Source organism: Streptomyces sp. NPDC060205, from assembly GCF_042728395.1.
GTDB lineage: Bacteria > Actinomycetota > Actinomycetes > Streptomycetales > Streptomycetaceae > Streptomyces.
Genome location: NZ_JBHWZP010000005.1, coordinates 37341 through 55091 on the forward strand (window position 1 = coordinate 37341; position 17751 = coordinate 55091).

Here is a 17751-nt window from a genome sequence, read left to right on the forward strand (position 1 = left end):
GGGGCGTGAGGGCGTGGTGGTCTGTCACAGCGGCGGCTCCATCCGTGCGATCGCACGCAGCGCCCTGGGAGCGAACCGGGACATGAGACGGCCGCCGCGGGCCTCCGCCGTCACGGGCACCACGGCCTGGTTGCGGACGACGGCCCGGACGATGGCCCGGGCGACCTTCTCCGGCGGGTAGTTGCGCAGCCCGTACAGCCGCGCCGACCTCTTCCGGCGCCGTTCCTCCTCGTCGGCGTCGACTCCGGTGAAGCGCGCGGTCGACGTGATGGCGGTGTTGACGAATCCGGGGCAGATCGCCGAGACGCCGATGCCCTGGCCCGCCAGTTCGGCACGCAGACACTCGCTGAGCATCAGCACCGCCGCCTTGGAGGTGCTGTAGGCGGGCAGTGCCTTCGAGGGCAGATACGCGGCAGCCGACGCGGTGTTGACGATGTGGCCGCCCTGCCCGCGCTCCGCCATCTGTTTCCCGAAGAGCCGGCAGCCGTGGATCACGCCCCACAGATTGACGTCCAGGACGCTTCGCCAGTCCTCCGCGGTGGTGTCGAGGAAGGAGCCGGACAGCCCGATCCCGGCGTTGTTCACCAGGACGTCGACCACCCCGTATTCGGCGGCGACCTTCGAGGCCAGTTGTTCCATGGCCTGCTCGTCCGAGACGTCGACGGTCTCGGCCCAGGCCTCCGGGGCGCCGGCGAGCCGGGACAGTTCCGCGGTGCGCGCCGCGCTCCGCGCGTCCCGGTCGACGGCCACCACGCGCGCGCCGGCCTCCGCGAACGCGAGGGCGGTGGCCCGTCCGATGCCGCTGCCCGCGCCGGTGACCAGGACGAGCTGCCCGCCGAAACGCTCGGCGTGCGGGCCGCTCACTGCGGGCGCAGGCCGTCCGCCCTCGGTCGCGGTCACGAACTCGGTGATCCAGGCCGCCACCTGGTCGGGCCGGGTGCGCGGGATCCAGTGCTTGGCCGGCAGGGTGCGGCGCACCAGCTGCGGGGCCCACTGCTCCAGTTCGTCGTAGAGCCGCTCCGAGAGGTAGGCGTCGCCCAGGGGCGTGATGAGCTGCACGGGCGCGTGGGCGTACGCGTCGTCGCGGGGCCTGCCCAGGCGGGGGCGGATGTTGTCGCGGTACAGCCAGGCGCCGTTGGCCGCGTCCCGGGGCAGCGACGAGGTCGGATAGCCGCCGGCGGGGACCTTCTCCAGGCGGCGAAGGATCTTCGGCCACTGCTTGCCGAGGGGGCCGCGCCAGGCCAGTTCGGGCAGGGCGGGGGTGTGCAGCAGGTACACGTACCAGGACTTGGCGCCCTGGCCGAGCAGTTGCCCGACCTTGCGGGGCGTGGGGCGGGACACGCGCTTCTTGATCCAGTGCCCGAAGTGGTCCAGGGACGGACCGGACATCGAGGTGAAGGACGCGATCCGTCCTCTCGTGCGCTCGACCGTGGTGAACTCCCAGGCCTGCACCGAACCCCAGTCGTGGCCGACCAGATGGACCGGCCGGTCCGGGCTGACCGCGTCGACGACCGCCAGGAAGTCGTCCGTCAGCTTCTCCAGGGTGAACCCGCCGCGCAGGGGCCGGGGCGCGGTGGATCCACCGTGGCCGCGCACGTCGTACAGCACGACGTGGAAGCGCTCGGTCAGGCGCCCGGCGACCTCGGACCACACCTCCTTGGAGTCCGGATAGCCGTGCACGAGCACCACCGTGGGCTGCGTCGCGGGATCTCCCCACTCGGCGACGCACAGCTCGACACCACCCGTACGCACCCGGCGCTCGCGGCCGCCCGCGAGGGGCACTCGTCCTTCGGCAAGGGTCACTCGTCCTCCGCCCGGCGCCGCACGTGCGGCACGTCGTCGTACAGCCGGAACGCGCTCTGCTCGGGGTCCCGGGAGTCCGTGACCACGAGGATCTCCTGCCGTACGCGCCCGTAACTTGACACTGATGAATGTGACCATTGTCGGCGGCTGCGTCAAGGGGTGGGTGCGAGACCTGTGGAAAACCGTGTGGTTGTGGACAACACGGCCGACTCGGGTGACCCGGGCGACCCGGGCACAGCGGCGGGCGTCGGTTGTTCGACCTGAGGGGGACCCCTACGGGCCCGTACGCCTGAAGAGTGACAGCGATACAGCTCCCAGGTCTGACGACCGATGTGGCCTGCGCCACTACCTTCGAAATGTGACTGTGATCGCGACCGAAAGCCTGAGCAAGCGGTTCCCCAGGGTGACCGCTCTTGACCGGCTCTCCGTGGACGTCGGACCCGGTGTGACCGGACTCGTCGGAGCCAACGGAGCCGGCAAGTCCACACTGATCAAGATCCTGCTGGGGCTGTCCCCCGCCACCGAGGGCCGCGCCGCGGTGCTCGGCCTCGATGTCGCCACCAAGGGCGGCGACATCCGGGAGCGCGTCGGATACATGCCCGAGCACGACTGTCTGCCGCCCGACGTCTCGGCCACCGAGTTCGTCGTCCACATGGCGCGCATGTCCGGCCTGCCCCCGGCGGCGGCCCGCGAGCGCACCGCGGACACGCTGCGCCACGTCGGCCTCTACGAGGAGCGGTACCGCCCCATCGGCGGCTACTCGACGGGCATGAAGCAGCGCGTGAAACTCGCGCAGGCGCTGGTCCACGACCCGCAGCTGGTCTTCCTCGACGAGCCGACGAACGGCCTCGACCCGGTCGGCCGCGATGAGATGCTGGGCCTGATCCGGCGCATCCACACCGACTTCGGCATCTCCGTCCTGGTCACCTCGCACCTGCTCGGCGAGCTGGAGCGCACCTGCGACCACGTCGTCGTCATCGACGGCGGCAAGCTCCTGCGGTCCAGCTCCACCACGGACTTCACGCAGCGCACGGCGATCCTCGCGGTCGAGGTCACCGACACGGACGAGCACCCGGACGGCACGGGCGCACTGCGCGAGGTGCTGCACGCGCGCGGGGTCGAGACCCACGACGGCAGCGGACTGCCCGGCGCGGGCCACATCCTCCTGCTCACCGCGCAGGGCGAGGAGACGTACGACCTCGTACGGGACGTCGTCGCCGACCTGGGCCTCGGTCTGGTGCGCATGGAGCAGCGCAGGCACCACATCGCGGAGGTCTTCAAGGACAGCGACGAGCAGGCGGCCAGGGACGCCGAAGCGCGGTCGGCCCTGAAGAACGGCGACGAACAGCGGAAGGAGGCGGTCGGCCATGGCGGTTGAGCAGCCCCAGGCACAGGTCCCGGCTCCGGCCCGCGGGGGCGAGCAGACCCGGATCCACAACATCGGCTACCGCAACTACGACGGCCCGCGCCTGGGCCGCGCGTACGCCCGCCGCTCGCTCTACTCGATGTCCCTGCGCGGCTCGTACGGCCTCGGCCGCTCGGTGAAGTCCAAAGTGCTGCCGATGCTGCTCTTCGTGGTGATGTGCGTCCCCGCGCTGATCATGGTCGCGGTCGCCGTCGCCACCAAGGCGAAGGACCTGCCCGTCGACTACACGCGCTACGCGGTCATCATGCAGGCCGTCATCGGTCTGTACGTCGCCTCCCAGGGACCCCAGTCCGTCTCCCGCGACCTGCGCTTCAAGACCGTCCCGCTGTACTTCTCCCGTCCCATCGAGACCGCCGACTACGTACGCGCCAAGTACGCGGCGCTGGCGTCGGCACTGTTCATGCTCACCGCCGCCCCGCTGCTCGTGCTGTACGTGGGGGCGCTGCTGGCCAAACTGGACTTCTGGGACCAGACCAAGGGGTTCGGACAAGGGCTCGTCTCCGTGGCACTGCTTTCCCTGCTCTTCGCGGGCATCGGCCTGGTCATCTCGGCGGTCACCCCGCGCCGCGGCTTCGGTATCGCCGCCGTCATCGCCGTGCTGACCATCTCCTACGGAGCGGTGTCCACCGTCCAGGCCATCGCCTACGACCAGTCCAGCACCGACGCGATCGCCTGGCTCGGCCTCTTCTCGCCGATCACGCTGATCGACGGGGTGCAGACCGCCTTCCTGGGCGCCACCTCCGCCTTCCCCGGCGGCGAGGGCCCGTCGAGCGCCCAGGGCGTCGTCTTCCTGGTCGTCGTCCTGGGGCTGATCGCAGGCTGCTACGGCCTCCTGATGCGCCGCTACCGAAAGGTCGGACTGTGACCGCCCGCCCGTCGTCCGCCACCACCCTTCGAAGGAACGGGCCGCGCCCATGAGCACCCTCACCATCGACCACGTCTCGCGCTGGTTCGGCAACGTGGTGGCCGTCAACGACATCACCATGACCATCGGCCCCGGCGTCACCGGCCTGCTCGGCCCGAACGGCGCCGGAAAGTCCACCCTCATCAACATGATGGGCGGCTTCCTGGCCCCCTCCACCGGCTCCGTCACCCTCGACGGCCGGCCGACCTGGCGCAACGAGGAGATCTACAAGGAGATCGGCATCGTCCCCGAGCGCGAGGCGATGTACGACTTCCTCACGGGCCGCGAATTCGTCGTCGCCAACGCCGAGCTGCACGGCCTCGGCGACAAGGCCGCGCACCGGGCCCTCGCCACGGTCGAGATGGAGTACGCGCAGGACCGGAAGATCTCGACGTACTCCAAGGGCATGCGCCAGCGCGTGAAGATGGCCTCCGCGCTCGTCCACAACCCCTCGCTGCTGCTGCTCGACGAGCCCTTCAACGGCATGGACCCGCGCCAGCGCATGCAGCTGATGGACCTGCTGCGGCGGATGGGCGACGAGGGCCGCACGGTCCTCTTCTCGTCGCACATCCTGGAGGAGGTCGAGCAGCTCGCCTCGCACATCGAGGTGATCGTCGCCGGCCGGCACGCGGCGAGTGGCGACTTCCGCCGGATCCGCCGCCTGATGACCGACCGCCCGCACCGCTATCTGGTCCGCTCCAGCGACGACCGCGCACTCGCGGCGGCGCTGATCGCCGACCCGTCGACGTCCGGCATCGAGGTGGACCTCCAGGAGGGCGCCCTGCGCATCCAGGCCGTCGACTTCCCGCGCTTCACGGCACTGCTGCCGCGCGTGGCCCGCGACCACGGCATCCGACTGCTCACGGTCTCGCCGTCCGACGAGTCCCTTGAGTCCGTCTTCTCGTATCTCGTCGCGGCGTAGGAGGCCGAAAGATGTACGACCCCACAGTCGCCCGGCTCACCTACCGCGGCCTCCTCGGCCGCCGCCGGGCCCTCATCCTGGGCGCCCTGCCCGTCCTGCTGATCGTCATCTCCGCGGCCGTACGCGGTTTCACGGGCGCCGACGACCAGGTGGCCGCGGACGTCCTCGGCGGCTTCGCGCTCGCCACGATGGTGCCCATCATCGGCGTCATCGCGGGCACCGGTGCGATCGGCCCCGAGATCGACGACGGCTCGGTCGTCTACCTGCTCGCCAAGCCGGTCAAGCGCCCCACGATCATCTTCACCAAGCTGATCGTCGCCATCGCCGTCACCATGGTGTTCTCGGCGGTCCCGACGTTCCTCGCCGGGCTGATCCTCAACGGCAACGGCCAGCAGGTCGCCGTCGCCTACACCGTGGCCGCGCTCGTCGCCTCCATCGCGTACGCCGCGCTGTTCCTGCTGCTCGGCACCATCACGCGGCACGCGGTGGTCTTCGGGCTCGTCTACGCCCTCGTGTGGGAGGCGCTCTTCGGGACGCTGGTCTCCGGGGCGAAGACGCTCAGCGTCCAGCAGTGGTCGCTCGCGGTGGCCCACAAGGTCTCCGGCGGGGATCTCGTCACCTCCGACGTGGGTCTGACCACCGGCACGGTGCTGCTGGTCGTGGTGACCGTCGCCGCCACCTGGTTCGCGGGACAGAAACTGCGGACGCTGACGCTGGCCGGCGAGGAGTAGGCCGCTCCCGGGCCCCGACAGGCGGGGCTTCGGACGGCCGATGCGGCTCCACGCGCGCGTGGAGCCGCATTTGTCTTGGGTCCCGCGGTGGATTTCTGATCTTGAAGTGGGTTTTACGCCGGTGACGGCACACTTGCCCGAGGGGATGCGACGAGGAGGAACGGGGATGACGGCACAGGCGCCACGCGGTGACGGACGAGGTGACGGACAGGGCCGCGGCGAAGACCACGCGGAGGCCGCCGGGGAGGTCTGGGACGAACTCGTCCTGGACGAGGACTTCATACGCTCCGCCGATACGGCCGAGCCGTCCGCGCGCGCCCGTATGCTCGCGGCCCGCTGGCGCGAGGGCGGCCCCGATCCACAGCCCTGGCGCTCCGACGAGCCGCCCGCCGGATGGTTCTTCAGCAAGGCGCGGCGACGCAGGTGGCGGCGGCGCTGAATCCCTTCGCCCGCCGTACGCCCTTTCAACCGGTGGCGTCCGATTATTCGGTGGCGTCCGACTCGTCCCACGGGCACAGTGGTCATGTCCAGGCCGCCGGATTCCTCCGGCGCCGCAGTCCGGGTGAGGAGCACGGCGATGCCCGTCAGTGGCGGTTCGCCGGGCTCCCGGCAGGGCAGCGCGCGGGCTCCGGAGTAGTCAGCTCCGTCGAGTCCGCCCCGTACGGGAGCTGCCCGGGGCGGCCGCTTCGAGCGCGTACCTCCGCGCGGGCCGCCCCTCCCGGGCGGGACTCCGAGGCGCCGCGCGGCAGACGGGAATTGTCAGACAGGCCCTAGCCCAGCAGCCTCTCCAGCACCACCGCGATGCCGTCCTCGTCGTTCGACAGGGTCATCTCGTCGGCCACGGCCTTGAGTTCCGTGTGGGCGTTGGCCATCGCCACGCCGTGCGCCGACCACGCGAACATCGGTATGTCGTTCGGCATGTCGCCGAAAGCGATCGTGTCGGCGGCCTTCACGCCCAGGCGGCGCGCCGCCAGGGAGAGCCCCGTGGCCTTGGACAGGCCCAGGGGCAGGATCTCCACGATGTTCTCGCCCGCCATCACGATGTTCACCAGCGAGCCCGCCGCCGCCCGCGCCGCGGACGTCAGCTCGTCGTCGGTGAGACGGGGATGCTGGATGTACATCTTGGTCAGGGGCGCGGCCCACAGCTCGGCCACATCGGTGAACGGCACGGACTGCAGCAGGCCCTGCACGCGGTAGCCGGGCCCGACCAGCACGTTACCGTCGAGACCGTCACGGCTCGCGGCGAGGGCCAGCGGGCCGACCTCCGCCTCGATCTTGGCGAGCGCGAGCCCCGCCAGCTGCCGGTCGAGGGTCACCGACGTGAGCAGCCGGTGCGCCCCGGCGTCGTACAGCTGGGCGCCCTGGCCGCACACCGCGAGGCCCTCGTACCCGAGGTCGTCGAGGATGTGCCGGGTCCAGGGGACCGCCCGGCCGGTGACAACGAGGTGCGCGGCACCCGCCACGGTGGCCGCGGCGAGCGCCTCACGGGTGCGCTCCGAGACCGTGTCGTCGGAGCGCAGCAACGTTCCGTCGAGATCGGTCGCGACGAGCTTGTACGGGAACGCCCCGGCCGCCCCGGACGACTGGGACGCCCCGGACGTCGCGGAAGCCGCCCTGTCGGACTCGGTCGACTCGGTCGACTCGGTGGTGCCGGTCACTTGGAGATCGGCTCCAGCAGTTCACGGCCGCCCAGATACGGACGCAGCACCTCGGGCACCCGTACGGAACCGTCGGCCAGCTGGTGGTTCTCCAGGATCGCCACGATCGTGCGCGGAACGGCGCACAGCGTGCCGTTCAGGGTCGCGAGCGGCTGCACCTTCTTGCCGTCCCGCATGCGCACCGAAAGCCGGCGGGCCTGGAAGCCGTCGCAGTTCGAGGCCGAGGTCAGCTCGCGGTACTTGCCCTGGGTCGGGATCCACGCCTCGCAGTCGAACTTGCGCGAGGCGGACGAACCCAGGTCGCCCGAGGCCACGTCGATGACCTGGAAGGGCAGCCCGAGGCCGGTCAGCCACTGCTTCTCCCAGTCCAGGAGCCGCTGGTGCTCGTTCTCCGCGTCCGCCGGATCGACGTACGAGAACATCTCGACCTTGTCGAACTGGTGCACGCGGAAGATGCCCCGGGTGTCCTTGCCGTACGTGCCGGCCTCGCGGCGGAAGCACGGCGAGAAACCCGCGTAGCGCAGCGGCAGCTTGTCCGCGTCGAGGATCTCGTCCATGTGGTACGCCGCGAGCGGGACCTCGGAGGTGCCGACCAGGTAGAAGTCGTCCTTCTCCAGGTGGTACACGTTCTCCGCGGCCTGGCCGAGGAAGCCGGTGCCCTCCATGGCGCGCGGGCGGACCAGCGCCGGGGTCAGCATCGGGATGAAGCCGGCCTCCGTGGCCTGCGCGATCGCCGCGTTGACGAGGGCGAGCTCAAGGAGCGCGCCGACACCCGTCAGGTAGTAGAAGCGCGAGCCGGACACCTTGGCACCGCGCTCGACGTCGATGGCGCCCAGCGCCTCGCCGAGCTCCAGGTGGTCCTTGGGCTCGAAGCCCTCGGCGCCGAAGTCGCGGATCGTGCCGTGCGTCTCCAGGACGACGAAGTCCTCCTCGCCGCCGACCGGGACGTCGGGGTGCACGAGGTTGCCGAGCTGCTGCAGGAGCCGCTTGGTCTCCTCGTCCGCCTCGTGCTGCTCGGCGTCGGCCGCCTTGACGTCCGAGGCGAGCCGGCCCGCCTTCTGGAGCAGTTCGGCCTTCTCGTCTCCCGAGGCCTTGGGGATGAGCTTGCCGAGCGCCTTCTGCTCGGAGCGCAGCTCGTCGAAGCGGACGCCGGACGACCTGCGCCGCTCGTCGGCGGAGAGCAGGGAGTCGACGAGCGCGACATCCTCTCCACGGGCGCGCTGGGAGGCGCGAACACGGTCGGGGTCCTCACGAAGCAGGCGAAGGTCAATCACCCCACAAGGCTACCGGTGCGGAGTTCCGGGACACGACCCGGTATTCCGATCTGTCGCTTCTGTCCTGCTTTGCGGAAATTGTCGAATCGTTTGGATTGTGTCGGTCCGCGTCAATCGAAAAGGGCCCGGCTCCCTGCAAGGGGGCAGGCGGATTGCGGCGGGTTGACTCGATTCCCTTGTGGGACAAGGGACTTGGCGGGGCGGTTGTCCACAGGAATCCACACCCTCGAAAAGTTATCCACAGGCTGTGCGAAAGATCTGTGGACATCGGAAGCGATCGTTCCGAAAGCCGCATCCGGGGCGAGGAATTCCCGAGCCAAACCCTCTCTACACCCACGTTCGAGTGGAAATGGGTCACTCTAAGGGATTGGTCAGGGAAAACAGGTGGACGAAGGGTGACCCGCGGGGTTGTGGACGCAGTTGTGGACTGTAGGCCGATTTGTCGACTGTGTCGTGCTTCGTTGTCGACTTGTCCCCAGGTCGAGAAGCGAGCCTGTGGATAACTTCTGTGGACGAAGAAAATCTGCAGGTAGGACCAGCAGGCAGGGCCGGCTAGAAGCGGCCGTCCTGGCAGCGCGCCAGCCAGTCCGAGGCCGCCGCGAACTCACCGTCCGACGTACCGGCCCGCGGTGCCCGGACGTCCGCCGGATCGACGTCGGCCTGCGGATAGGACCCGAGGAACCGCACCTTCGGGCAGACCCGCTTGAGCCCCATCAGCGCCTCGGCCACCCGCCGGTCCGCGATGTGCCCCTCCGCGTCGATGGCGAAGCAGTAGTTGCCGATGCCCTCGCCGGTCGGCCGGGACTGCAGCAGCATCAGGTTGACGCCGCGGACCGCGAACTCCTGGAGCAGTTCGAGCAGGGCACCGGGATGGTCGTCGCGCTGCCAGATCACCACGGACGTCTTGTCCGCACCGGTCGGCGCCGCGGGCCGTGCAGGCCGGCCCACCAGGACGAACCGGGTCTGGGCGTTCTCCGCGTCGTGGATCTCGGTCTCCAGGGCCTCCAGGCCGTACCGCGCCGCCGCGAACTCGCCCGCGAAGGCCGCGTCGTAACGCCCCTCCTGCACCAGCCGGGCACCGTCCGCGTTGGACGCCGCCGACTCCCAGACGACGTCCGGGAGGTTGTCCCTCATCCAGTTGCGCACCTGCGGCTGGGCGGCCGGGTGCGCGCTGACCGTCTTGATGTCGGACAGCTTCGTGCCGGGGCGGACCAGCAGCGCGAAGGTGATCGAGAGGAGCACCTCGCGGTAGATCATCAGCGGCTCGCCGACGGCCAGCTGGTCGATCGTCGTGGTGATGCCGCCCTCCACCGAGTTCTCGATCGGCACGAACGCGGCCTCGACCTCACCGGCCCGGACGGCGTCGAGCGCCGCCGGAACGGACACCATCGGGAGGAGCTGCCGGGTGGCCGACTCCGGAAGAGTCCGCAGGGCGACTTCGGTGAAGGTGCCCTCGGGGCCGAGATACGCGTAGCTGGCTGGCATGGCCTCACCCTAATGGGCCTTGCGGAACTGGGCTCACGCTTCCGGAACCACGCCCCCTGAGTGGCTCTCAGCCCTCCAGCAACTTCTGTCCCACGTACTCCCCCTTCGCCACCCCGCCCGGCACCGCGAACAGCCCGCTCGACTCGTGCCGGATGAAGGGGGACAGCGCGTCCCCGCGGTCGAGCTTGCGCTGCACCGGTACGAAACCGCGCAACGGGTCGGCCTGCCAGCAGACGAAGAGCAGCCCCGCGTCCGGCACCCCGTCCGCGTCGATGCCGTCGTGGAAGGAGAAGGGCCGCCGGAGCATCGCCGCGCCGCCGTTCTCGTCGGGCCGGGTGATCCGCGCGTGCGCGTTGATGGGGACCACCAGCTTGCCGTCGCCGCCGGTCTTCTCCAGATCCATCGCGGTCGTCTCGGTACCGCCGGACAGCGGCGCCCCGTCGGACTTCCGGCGGCCGATCACGTTCTCCTGGTCCTTGACCGACAGCTTCTCCCAGTCGTCGAGCAGCATCCGGATACGGCGTACGACGGCGTACGAGCCGCCCGCCATCCAGGCCGGGTCGCCCGCCTCGGGCACGAAGATCCGCCGGTCGAAGTCGGACTCCGAGGGCTTGGGATTACGGGTGCCGTCGATCTGCCCCATCAGATTGCGGGCCGTCAGCGGCCGGGTGGTGGCGCCGGGCGAGCGGTTGAAGCCGTTCATCTGCCAGCGGACCCCGGCCGCCCGGCCCGCGTCCCGCTGGATCGCGCGCAGGGCGTGGAAGGCGACGAGGGAGTCGTTCGCGCCGATCTGGACCCACAGGTCGCCGTTGCTGCGGGCCTTGTCGAGATGGTCCGAGGAGAAGTCGGGCAGCGGGTCGAGGGCGATCGGGCGCTGCTTCTGCAGTCCCGTACGGGCGAAGAAGCTGTGGCCGAAGCCGAAGGTGACCGTGAGGGACGAGGGTCCGGCGTCGCGCGCCACGTCCGTGTCGTCGTTCGCGGACGCCTCGCCCGCCATCAGCCGCTCGGCGGTCGCCGACCAGCGCCGCAGCAGCGCGGCCGCCTCCTTGCGGCCCGCGCCCGCCGCCAGATCGAAGGCGACGAGGTGGCCCTTGGCCTGCAGGGCGTTCGTGATGCCCGGCTGATGTTTCCCGTGAAACATCACCTCGTCCGCGCCCACCGAGTTGAGGAGCGCGGTCCGGTCGGCGGCGGGCGCGGCGGCGTAGCCCGCGGCTCCGCCTGCCGCGCCGAGCGCGAGGCCCGTGGCACCGGCGGTGCCGAGCAGGCGCCGCCGGGAGACGACGCCCCTGGAGCCACCGGAACCGGAAACACCCTCCTTGGGGGAGGCCTTCGGAGCTGGGGCCTTCGGAACTGCCGTCTTCGGAACGGAGGTCTCCGAAACAGGGGTCTTCGGAGTGGACTGTTCAGCCATGGTGTCGTTCAGCCGATCTGCGCGTTCTTGTCCACGGTCACCTGGTCGATGTCGGACGTCCGCACGGTCACCTCGATCTGCCAGCTGCCCGCCATGGGGATCTGCACCCCGCTCGCCGTCCAGTGTCCGGTGGCGATGCGGTCGGGGACCACGGGCAGCGGCCCGATGTCCTTCGCCTTGAGAGTGAAGGCGACCTTGACCTCGGGGATGTCGAAGGCCTTGCCGTTCGGCCGTTCCACGTAGACGTGCATGTCGTTGCCGCCGACACGGGCCGGGTCCAGTTCGACGCGGGCTATCCCCTTGCCGTCCTGGCCGCCGGTGTCGAACGGGATGTCCAGCGACAGCGCCTCACCGGTCTGTTCCGCGGACGCGGCGGCGGTGGCGGCCTTCGCCTCCTCCTCCGTACGCCCCGGCTCGGTGGAGGTGAGCACGGTGGTGACGGCCAGCAGGACGACCGCGACGCCCGCCTCGGCGAGTACCGAGCGGCGCAGGCCCGAGCGGAGCGGATCGGCGTCGCGCAGGCGCTTGACGCGTGCGGTGGCCACCGCGGCCCGCTGCCGGGCCAGCTGGGCGGCCCGCTTGCCGCCGCCCCCGCCTTCGCCGCCCGCGGGGACCGTCTCCTTCTCCTTGGGGCTTTCCTCGGCCCCGACGGATGCTTTGGAGCCCTTGACCCCCTTGGCCCCCTTGGAGCTGTTGGACGCCTTGGCTCCCTTGGGGCTCTTGGACCCCTTGCCCCCGGCCGATCCCGTCGACCCCGTCGACCCGGACGTTCCGGCCGAACCGCTCGGCTTCTTCGAAGCCGCGGCCCCGACCGACGCCTTCACCCGCTCCTTGGCAGGCGCCGGCGTCTGCGCCAGCCGGGCGGTCCAGCGTCGCGAGACGAACGCGATGCCGACGAGGACGACCACCAGGCCGACCTTGATCAGCAGCAGCTGCCCGTACCAGGTCCCGGTGAGCGCGGACCACGAACCGACCTGCCGCCACGACTGGTAGATCCCGGTCACGACCAGTACGGCCACGCTGCCGAACGCGACCTGGGAGAAGCGCTGTACGGCGGACCGCTCGATCGAAGGCGCCCGGTAGAGCGCCACGAGCAGCGTCGACAGCCCGCCCAGCCAGACCGCGACGGCGAGCAGATGCAGCACGTCGGCGGGCATCGCGATCCCCGCCTGGAGACCGGTCGAGGCGTGCTCGGCCATCGCCCACGTCGCGGCGAGACCGGCCGCCACGACGAACCCGCCGATGGCGAGCCCGAAGGTCAGATCGCCCTTCTCCTCCTCGTCCTCGCGCTTCTCGTACGCCCCGAAGAGCACGGCGATGAACAGCGCGGCGGCGGCGAGCAGCAGCAGCCTCGACACCAGGGCGGCGCCCGTCTTGGTCTGCAGTACGTCGCTGAGCAGGTTCAGGTCGAAGACGTCCCCGAACTTCCCCGAGCCGGTGTACGACCCGCGCAGCATCAGCAGGGCGAGCGTGGCCCCGGTCAGGGCGAGCCATCCGGAGACCACGAGCCGCTGCACCGCCCGTACCCCGGTGCCGGGCTGCCAGCAGGCCAGTACGAAGGCCGAGCCGCCGACGAGCAGGATGAATCCCGCGTACGAGACATAGCGCGCGAAGCCGTAGAGGCCGCCCACGAGCCCGCCGCCGGCCTCCTGGTCGGACACGGCGACGGTGGTCGTGGAGGGTGCCCCGATGGAGAAGGTGAAGGCGCCGGAGACGGGATGGCTGTCCGCCGACACCACCTGGTAGGTCACGGTGAACGTGCCGTCGGGCAGGCCCGAGTGCAGTTTCACGGCGTACGTGTTGCCGCCCTGCCCGGACGTCTTGCCCGTGTCGACGCGCTTGCCCTTGGGATCGAGCACGCGCACCGAGCCGTCGGACATCGCGACCTGCTCGGAGAACGTGAGCGACACCTGGGCGGGGGCCTCGGCGACCACCGCTCCCTGCTGCGGGTCGCTGCCGGTCAGGGCGGCGTGCGCGGAGACGGGCACGGCCCCGGCGAGGAGCGCGCCGGTGACGGCGAGGAGCAGCAGCAACAGCGTCCGCACACGGGGAGCGATGGTCTGGCTCAAGGGTGGTCCCTCCCTCAGTGGTGCGATGTCATGGACAGAGCGGACAGAGCGGATGGAGCAGGTAGAGCAAACACGGTGGATGGGGCGGTCGGAGCAGTCGGAGCGGTCGGAGCGGTCGTGGCGGAAGACGACCGCCAGGACGATTTCGTCGCCGCCGACGGCTGGTAGGTGGCGGACTTCACCGGCATCTCGACCTTGATCGGATCGGATTCGGTGAAGCGCAGCTCCAGGGACACCGTGTCGCCCTCCTTCGGCTTGCGCTTCAGCTTCTCGAACATGAGGTGGTCGCCACCGCTTTCGAGGACGAGCTTGCCGTGAGCGGGGATGTCGAGGTCCTTCACCTGTTCCATCGACTGTCCGACGGTCGTGTGGATGGTGACCTCGCCGGCCACGTCGCTTGTGACGGAGGCCAGCCGGTCGTCCGCGCCGCCGTCGTTGGCGATGACCAGGAAACCGGCCGCCATGGAGTCCGACACGGGCTGCGGCATGTAGGCGGAGCCCACCGAGAGCCCGCTGCCGGAGCCCCCCGAGCCGCCGGAGTCCGAGTCCCCGCAGCCCGTCAGGATCAGTGCGGCGGCAGCCACGAGGGCCGCCGCGGACGCCGCAGGACGGGTCACGGCTTCGCGCCCTTGATCAGCGCGGGGAGATCCTTGGTGTAGTCGTCGACGGTGGCGTCCTCGCCGTACAGCACGTAACCGCCGTCGGTCTTCGGGGAGAAGGCGATGACCTGCGTGCCGTGCATGGAGGTGACCTTGCCGTCCTTGCCCTTGGTCGGCGCCTCGATGGAGATGCCCAGTGTCCGGGCGCCCGCCTGGATCGTGTCGAAGGAGCCGGTCAGGCCGACGACGTCCGAGTCGATGCCCTTGAGCCACTTGCCGAGCGCGGCGGGAGTGTCGCGCTCCGGATCGGTGGTGACGAAGACGATGCGGAGCGAGTCCTTCTCGGCCTGGGACAGCTTCTTGTCCTGGGCCAGCTGCTTCTTGGCGACGGCGATGTTGTTCATCGTCAGCGGGCAGACGTCGGGGCAGTTGGTGTAGCCGAAGTAGATCAGCGTCGGCTTGCCCGCGGTCGCCTCGCGGAGGTCGTACTTCTTGCCGTGCGTGTCGGTGAGGACCAGGTCCGGCTTCTCGAACGGCTTGTCGAGGACCGTGGCGGCCTTGTCCGAGCCGGTCTCGGTGGACACCTCGGCGACGGCGTTGTCACCGCCGCTGTCGCCACTGCCGCAGGCGGAAAGGGTCAGAGCGGCCGCGGCGAACAGAGCGGCCACGGCGTACGTCTTCTTGCGCATAGTGCATTCTCCTGGGGACTCCGCACGCGATCTCCTGTGTACGGGCCCCGGCCCCGGCCGGAAACGGACCGGCCGGGATCGCGATGGGCGTCCGACGTCGGATCGGTCGGACCTGACCTGCGCGGAGGCCGTACCGGACCGGCGGGGGCCGGTCCGGACCTGCGCGCAGGTCTTACTGGACTTATGCGTTGGTACGCCGACGGCCGGCGAGAACGCCGAACGCCACGCCCGCCACGCCGACGACGATGCCCACGACGCCCAGCACACGGGCGGTGGTGTCGCTGCTGTCGGTGGTGGCGGCCTCGGTGGTCGAGGCGGCGGCCTTCGCGTCGTCGGCCTCCTCGGCGTCGGCGTCGTCGTCGGAGGCGGCGGACCCGTGGTGGTCGTCGGTCGCGGCGGACAGCGCGAGCACCGGAGCGGGCGTCTCGGGCTCCTCCTCGCCCTTCTCCTGGGTCTCGATCCAGCGCACGACCTCGTCGTTGGAGTACGTCTGGATCGCCTTGAAGACCAGTTCGTCGGCGTCCTCGGGCAGCGCGCCGATGGAGAGCGGGAACTTCTGGAAGAAGCCGGGCTGGATGCCCTTGCCGTCCGCGGTCCAGGTGACCTTGGTGACGGCCTCGTTGATCTTCTCGCCGTGCAGTTCGAGCGGCTTGTCGAGCTTGGACTTGGTGACCTTGACGTTCCAGCCGTCGACGGGCTGCGGCATGACCGAGGCGAGCGGGTGGTCGGCCGGGAAGTTGATCTCCAGCTTGGTGGTCGAGGCCTTGTCGCGCTCGTTCGGCACCTTGAAGTTGACCGTCGCGTAACCGCCCTTGGCGGCCGTGCCCTCGGGCTGCACGCTGACGTGCGCGAACGCGGGGCCGGACAGGACGAGGACGGCGGAGGCGGCGACGACACCGGTCGCGGCGATACGAGAAGCCTTCATGGCAGACAACACTTCGCTTTCAGCACTGGTTCGGTGAAGAACCGTTCGGCGAGGAACCGTTCGGTCAGGAACTGGGGGTTGCGCGCGTGGAAGAGCGGGCACGCGCGCGTGCCGCACGACGGCATCCCCCGGAGTGGTACGTCCGAAGAAGTACGTCCGAAGCGGTGCGTCGTGTCAGGCGGCGAGGGCGAATGCCTCACCGGCCGGCGGACCGCGCCGGCTCACCGAGTGCTGCAGAGCGGTCGTACGCGGGGCCGCTGGCTCGTAGGCCCAGCCGCGCGGTGCGCCGGGCAGCGCCGGGAGCACCCCGGGCAGACCCGACAGCAGGGCCCGTACGAGCGCCAGGGCTCCGCGCAGGGAGACCAGCGGCCCTTCCGCCACCCCGTGCGCCGAGAGCCGCAGGAGGCGCCGCAGGGCGATGTCCCCGCGGCGCAGCAGCCATCCGGCGGCGACCGCGGCGAGGACGTGGCCGAGGAGCATCGGCAGCGACGGCAGCACCGACGCCGGCGATCCGGCGGCTGCCGACATGGCGCCCGTCTGCTCGTGCAGGGCGTGCGAGGTGCCGGTGCCCGTGCCGCCGATGCCGCCTGTGCTGCCCGCACCTGTGCCGAGTTGTGCGTCGGCGAGGATCCGCTGGGCCTGGGCGGGGCTGAGGGTCGCGACGGACGCGCCGCACACCAGCCGCGCGGCCCGGGCCACCAGCGAGGTGTCCACCCCGGTGGAAGCGGTGGAAGTGGCGGCCGACGTGCCGTGCTGGCCGAGTCCGAAGAGCGTGTGCAGCACCGTCTGGCCGGTCGCGAGGAGCACGGTGATGCCCGGCAGCGAGCGCTCCCGCCCGGCGAGCGGCGCCGCGACGGCGAAGACGGCGAGGAATCCCACCCCGAGCGACCACAGAGGAACCGTCGCGCAGGAGGCGATGGAGTGACCGGCCGCGGCCAGCACGACACAGACCGCGGTGAACACCGCGGCCCTCAGGACCCGGAGATCACCTCCGGTGCGCGCGCGCTGGCGGGGGGCAGTCATGGCGGGCTCATCATCGCACTGGCCTTACCCGCCCCATACGGCAGGTCCACAAGATGATGTGCGGACCGGAAGATGAGGTTCTGGGGCCATTCGCCCGCACATGCGTCAGGTGTGTGTCGGATACATACCGGCCATACACCGGCAGATGGCGTCGGTACATCCCCCGTATGGGCGTTGTCACGTCGACCGCACGCTTAGTTCCGGGTTCCGGCGGCAATACGTAACGGTATGTCGAGCCGCGGCCAGGAGGCTGGAGCATGAGCATCTGGTGGTCCCTCCATCTCCGGCGTGAGGCGGCGAGTGTTCCGCTCGCCCGGCGCCTGCTGATCGGCACGATGGAGTCCGCGGGGGTGGATCCCGACATCTCCTACGACATCTCCGTCGCGCTGAGCGAGGCCTGCGCCAACGCCGTCGAGCACGGGGGCGACACGGACCGCGGCAAGCCCACCGAGGCCTACCGCGTCACCGCCTATCTGGACGGCGAGAAGTGCCGTATCGAAGTGACCGACTCCGGCCCGGGCTTCCCTTCGGGACGTGGCCGTGCGCCCCTGCGGCCCTCCCACAGCGACGCGGAGCACGGCCGGGGCCTGTGTCTGATCCAGGAACTCGCCGACCACGTCCACATCGGCAGCTCCGTCAGGGGCGGTGCCGTGGTCAGCTTCGACAAGATCCTCAAGTGGCGCGAGGGCACGCCGCTGCTGGCCACCTGACCGCACGTCCCGAGGGCCACCGAGAGGCACGTCCGGCGAGCCTCCAAGAGGGGTGCTTTCCCGCCGATTTCAGCTTCCCCAGCATTCTCAGGGCGCTCACAGCTTTCACCCATGTCCCTGAC

Annotated in this window: 15 protein-coding genes and 2 pseudogenes; 6 read left to right on the forward strand and 11 right to left on the reverse strand. The window is 70.4% G+C overall.

What is annotated here, in order from left to right; translation table 11 throughout:
• Window positions 1-24: 24 nt before the first annotated feature.
• Complete coding sequence (locus ACFWGJ_RS01580) at window positions 25-1782, reverse strand: SDR family oxidoreductase (protein ID WP_387320233.1); 1758 nt, start codon at window positions 1780-1782, stop codon at window positions 25-27.
• Window positions 1783-1799: 17 nt separating this feature from the next.
• Window positions 1800-1904 (reverse strand): annotated as a pseudogene (locus tag ACFWGJ_RS01585) (Xaa-Pro aminopeptidase); the annotation flags it as partial.
• Window positions 1905-2167: 263 nt separating this feature from the next.
• On the opposite strand from ACFWGJ_RS01585, the gene ACFWGJ_RS01590 reads away from it, so the two are divergent.
• The 5 genes from ACFWGJ_RS01590 to ACFWGJ_RS01610 all read left to right on the forward strand — a co-directional run bounded on the left by ACFWGJ_RS01590 (window position 2168) and on the right by ACFWGJ_RS01610 (window position 6225).
• The gene (locus ACFWGJ_RS01590; RefSeq protein WP_387320234.1) at window positions 2168-3181 is read left to right on the forward strand and encodes an ABC transporter ATP-binding protein; all 1014 of its coding nucleotides are present in this window, start codon (window positions 2168-2170) and stop codon (window positions 3179-3181) included.
• Complete coding sequence (locus ACFWGJ_RS01595; protein WP_381832695.1) at window positions 3171-4094, forward strand: ABC transporter permease; 924 nt, start codon at window positions 3171-3173, stop codon at window positions 4092-4094. Before ACFWGJ_RS01590 ends, ACFWGJ_RS01595 begins: the two co-directional genes overlap by 11 nt.
• Before the next feature lie 49 nt (window positions 4095-4143).
• Entirely contained in the window at window positions 4144-5055 is a 912-nt protein-coding gene (locus tag ACFWGJ_RS01600) for an ABC transporter ATP-binding protein (protein WP_383941801.1), read from the forward strand.
• Between the two features lie 11 nt (window positions 5056-5066).
• On the forward strand, window positions 5067-5786 hold the full coding sequence (locus ACFWGJ_RS01605) for an ABC transporter permease (RefSeq protein WP_210881397.1): 720 nt from the start codon (window positions 5067-5069) through the stop codon (window positions 5784-5786).
• 166 nt (window positions 5787-5952) lie between these two features.
• Window positions 5953-6225 carry a hypothetical protein gene (locus ACFWGJ_RS01610; protein WP_387320205.1) on the forward strand — a complete coding sequence of 91 codons (273 nt, stop codon included), beginning with the start codon at window positions 5953-5955 and terminating at the stop codon, window positions 6223-6225.
• Window positions 6226-6556: 331 nt separating this feature from the next.
• On the opposite strand, the gene ACFWGJ_RS01615 is transcribed toward ACFWGJ_RS01610, so the two are convergent.
• The 9 genes and pseudogenes from ACFWGJ_RS01615 to ACFWGJ_RS01655 all read right to left on the reverse strand — a co-directional run bounded on the left by ACFWGJ_RS01615 (window position 6557) and on the right by ACFWGJ_RS01655 (window position 16919).
• On the reverse strand, window positions 6557-7444 hold the full coding sequence (locus ACFWGJ_RS01615) for an HAD family hydrolase (protein ID WP_387320206.1): 888 nt from the start codon (window positions 7442-7444) through the stop codon (window positions 6557-6559).
• Window positions 7441-8718 carry a serine--tRNA ligase gene (gene serS / locus ACFWGJ_RS01620; RefSeq protein ID WP_189771472.1) on the reverse strand — a complete coding sequence of 426 codons (1278 nt, stop codon included), beginning with the start codon at window positions 8716-8718 and terminating at the stop codon, window positions 7441-7443. The genes ACFWGJ_RS01615 and serS overlap by 4 nt, the downstream gene beginning before the upstream one ends.
• Before the next feature lie 552 nt (window positions 8719-9270).
• Complete coding sequence (pheA, locus tag ACFWGJ_RS01625) at window positions 9271-10203, reverse strand: prephenate dehydratase (protein WP_387320207.1); 933 nt, start codon at window positions 10201-10203, stop codon at window positions 9271-9273.
• Between the two features lie 67 nt (window positions 10204-10270).
• Window positions 10271-11614 (reverse strand): iron uptake transporter deferrochelatase/peroxidase subunit, encoded by a 1344-nt coding sequence (gene efeB / locus ACFWGJ_RS01630; protein WP_387320209.1) that lies wholly within the window; start codon window positions 11612-11614, stop codon window positions 10271-10273.
• A gap of 8 nt (window positions 11615-11622) precedes the next feature.
• Window positions 11623-13683, reverse strand: coding sequence for a copper resistance CopC/CopD family protein (locus ACFWGJ_RS01635; protein WP_387320210.1), 2061 nt, complete (start codon window positions 13681-13683; stop codon window positions 11623-11625).
• Between the two features lie 155 nt (window positions 13684-13838).
• A pseudogene (locus ACFWGJ_RS01640) lies at window positions 13839-14300 on the reverse strand (copper chaperone PCu(A)C); the annotation flags it as partial.
• Entirely contained in the window at window positions 14297-14971 is a 675-nt protein-coding gene (locus ACFWGJ_RS01645; protein ID WP_387320211.1) for an SCO family protein, read from the reverse strand. The pseudogene ACFWGJ_RS01640 and the gene ACFWGJ_RS01645, both read right to left, overlap by 4 nt.
• Window positions 14972-15152: 181 nt before the next feature.
• Window positions 15153-15896 (reverse strand): YcnI family protein, encoded by a 744-nt coding sequence (locus ACFWGJ_RS01650; RefSeq protein ID WP_387320212.1) that lies wholly within the window; start codon window positions 15894-15896, stop codon window positions 15153-15155.
• 174 nt (window positions 15897-16070) lie between these two features.
• Window positions 16071-16919 (reverse strand): hypothetical protein, encoded by an 849-nt coding sequence (locus ACFWGJ_RS01655; RefSeq protein WP_387320213.1) that lies wholly within the window; start codon window positions 16917-16919, stop codon window positions 16071-16073.
• A gap of 257 nt (window positions 16920-17176) precedes the next feature.
• Between ACFWGJ_RS01655 and ACFWGJ_RS01660 the strand changes: the two genes are divergently transcribed.
• Window positions 17177-17629: an ATP-binding protein gene (locus ACFWGJ_RS01660; protein WP_107020479.1), complete on the forward strand. Its 453-nt coding sequence runs from the start codon at window positions 17177-17179 to the stop codon at window positions 17627-17629.
• The last annotated feature ends 122 nt before the right edge of the window (window positions 17630-17751 follow it).

Coding starts and splice junctions, on each gene's coding strand:
- ACFWGJ_RS01595 (WP_381832695.1), top strand. CDS start 3,171: ATGGCGGTTGAGCAGCCCCAGGCACAGGTCCCGGCTCCGGCCCGCGGG.
- ACFWGJ_RS01600 (WP_383941801.1), top strand. CDS start 4,144: ATGAGCACCCTCACCATCGACCACGTCTCGCGCTGGTTCGGCAACGTG.
- ACFWGJ_RS01605 (WP_210881397.1), top strand. CDS start 5,067: ATGTACGACCCCACAGTCGCCCGGCTCACCTACCGCGGCCTCCTCGGC.
- ACFWGJ_RS01610 (WP_387320205.1), top strand. CDS start 5,953: ATGACGGCACAGGCGCCACGCGGTGACGGACGAGGTGACGGACAGGGC.
- pheA (WP_387320207.1), bottom strand. CDS start 10,203: ATGCCAGCCAGCTACGCGTATCTCGGCCCCGAGGGCACCTTCACCGAA.
- efeB (WP_387320209.1), bottom strand. CDS start 11,614: ATGGCTGAACAGTCCACTCCGAAGACCCCTGTTTCGGAGACCTCCGTT.
- ACFWGJ_RS01645 (WP_387320211.1), bottom strand. CDS start 14,971: ATGCGCAAGAAGACGTACGCCGTGGCCGCTCTGTTCGCCGCGGCCGCT.
- ACFWGJ_RS01650 (WP_387320212.1), bottom strand. CDS start 15,896: ATGAAGGCTTCTCGTATCGCCGCGACCGGTGTCGTCGCCGCCTCCGCC.
- ACFWGJ_RS01655 (WP_387320213.1), bottom strand. CDS start 16,919: ATGACTGCCCCCCGCCAGCGCGCGCGCACCGGAGGTGATCTCCGGGTC.
- ACFWGJ_RS01660 (WP_107020479.1), top strand. CDS start 17,177: ATGAGCATCTGGTGGTCCCTCCATCTCCGGCGTGAGGCGGCGAGTGTT.